Below are 2,081 nucleotides of genomic sequence, written 5' to 3'. Positions count from 1 at the left end.
TAATCCATTGACCATTCTGATACCTCTAACTTTCTTAACTCAACTGTTGGTTTAAATAAAAATTCACAATGAAGTTGTTTCATATTCGAATACTCGTCTTCTTCATAAACAGTAAACTGACGTACAAAATCAAAATGAAATAGTTCCTCTCCAGTAAAATCATAAACACCACATTGAAATAAAATTTCTTTATCTTCTTCTCCCTCAACTGGTTCTTTACAAAAATCCTTAAATGTTTCCCAAGTTTTTTTTATATCATCGGAATCATTACCAATCTTATCTTTAAGGTAGCTTTCTGCATTTTTAACCGTAATCATTCCAACACCTCCGCTATTATTATGTAAGTATTATTATTAAACTATCCTGACCCGGTAGTTCAAGAACCTTATTTGACTGGTAAAGGTTTTTCAGGTCGGTTAGGACAATAATGACAGTTAGGGTCACTGCATTGAGATTCAGCCCAGTAGTTACAATGTGGGCAAAAATAAGCATCAAAATCTTCATAGTACACCAAGTTGAAATTACAAATAGAGCAATGTTGTGTTTTATCAATAAAACCTTCTATTTCAAATCCATCTATAATAACTAGGTCATCTTTTTCTTCTATTTTCATAAGTCCTCCATTGTTTTTTACCATCGCACCCGTTAGGTTCTGAACTTATCTTTTAGTTTTGCTTCTTAATTGTTTTATCAGTTCAATTAACACAAAAACAAAAATAATTGCTCCAGATGTACCGTATACATATCTGTGGTCTGTAAAATTCAATATTGATACAACCAAAGATAAAATTGCTGAAATCAGTAACCTTATTTGCCCCATACTATTACCTCTTTGTACTACAATTGTGAAATATTTTCCATTAAAGTTCCCAACTTCTTCTTCAACTATCCTCCCTTTAGTTCAATAAAAAAGAAGGCTGCCGCTGCAACCCTTTGTTCCACTAAAGAATTACTATAAACCATTAAAAACCTGTATTGATTTATAAATCGATACAAGTTTTTTAATAATGTTTATTGTCAATTTGATTTCCTATTATTTTTTTCTTCCGTTCGAATACATTTTATAAAGGACTTTTTTTTGAAAATATTTATCTCAGACGAAAGGTGATGATATGTTTTCCATTCTTACATTTCCAAACCCAATTTTGTTTCAAAAAGCAATGGATGTTGAACACATTTATAGTGTAACTCCACTTTTGAATGAAATGAAAACGTTCGTGGAAAATTCGCCACATGTATTAGGAATTTCATTACCGCAAGTCGGCGTATCAAAACGGGCTTTTGTTGCTCGATTTACAACAGGAACAGAAATTTTAATCAATCCAAGTTTTGATATACTTGATCCAACACCCAACTCATTACCATCTGGCGAAGGATGTATCTCTCTCCCAGGGATTATAGGGATTGTTCAGCGCTACCTCATGATAAGGATTTCCTATTTATCAATCTTTGGTGAAAGGATATTCCGTGAGATGGGAGGTATGGATTCGATTGTATTCCAGCATGAATTTGATCATTTGGAAGGAATTCTTTTTACAAGCAAAACTTTGCAGGCATTTTAAAAAGGCAACGGATTTTGGGGCTGTTGACAAAAATAATAGGATTTTCTAAAACCTGAATAGAATTTTTTCTATACAGGTTTTTTATTAGGGGAATTTTTTATGATGGGTCGTAAAGATGAATATCAAAGTAAACTTGAATTTATTGATTTAAATATGTTTGTTCCTTCAAATCATATTCTTCGTCAAATTAATGAAAAAATAGATTTCTGCCACGGTAGTGGAACAAGAAAAAAGGCTGCCGCAGCAACCTGGTCTTATTCAACTCTAGCACCCGTTAGTTTAAGTGTATCACTTCACAAAGTTACATCGATTTTAACATATATACATTGAAACTTTTCTTAATCACAATTCATTTTATATCATATAGAGCACCTCCCAGAACAAAAGTTACTCTATACCACGAATCATTGAACTCCTTGTTATTCTTTTCCGCTAAACTCTAAAATATTTAAACCCTCAGATGCCTCTGGTGCTTCAAAAAATTTAGTAACATGAATAAACACCGCTTCCGTGTCAAAA

At 32.4% G+C, this 2,081-nt stretch carries 4 protein-coding genes; 2 read left to right on the top strand and 2 right to left on the bottom strand.

Annotated elements, in window-relative coordinates; all coding sequences use genetic code 11:
- A partial coding sequence (locus V7659_RS28555; protein ID WP_335543436.1) for a hypothetical protein occupies positions 1-317 on the bottom strand: 317 nt, incomplete at its 3' end.
- Positions 318-385: 68 nt separating this feature from the next.
- Positions 386-613 carry a hypothetical protein gene (locus V7659_RS28550; RefSeq protein WP_335543435.1) on the bottom strand — a complete coding sequence of 76 codons (228 nt, stop codon included), beginning with the start codon at positions 611-613 and terminating at the stop codon, positions 386-388.
- Positions 614-1,112: 499 nt separating this feature from the next.
- Between V7659_RS28550 and V7659_RS28545 the strand changes: the two genes are divergently transcribed.
- Positions 1,113-1,562, top strand: a complete 450-nt coding sequence (locus V7659_RS28545) for a peptide deformylase (RefSeq protein WP_335543434.1) — start codon at positions 1,113-1,115, stop codon at positions 1,560-1,562.
- Positions 1,563-1,661: 99 nt separating this feature from the next.
- Positions 1,662-1,892, top strand: a complete 231-nt coding sequence (locus V7659_RS28540) for a hypothetical protein (RefSeq protein WP_335543433.1) — start codon at positions 1,662-1,664, stop codon at positions 1,890-1,892.
- Positions 1,893-2,081: the final 189 nt, after the last annotated feature.

The sequence above is a fragment of the Neobacillus drentensis genome, from assembly GCF_036966985.1.
Taxonomy (GTDB): domain Bacteria; phylum Bacillota; class Bacilli; order Bacillales; family Cytobacillaceae; genus Neobacillus; species Neobacillus drentensis_E.
This window is presented reverse-complemented; position numbering and strand designations above follow the sequence as displayed.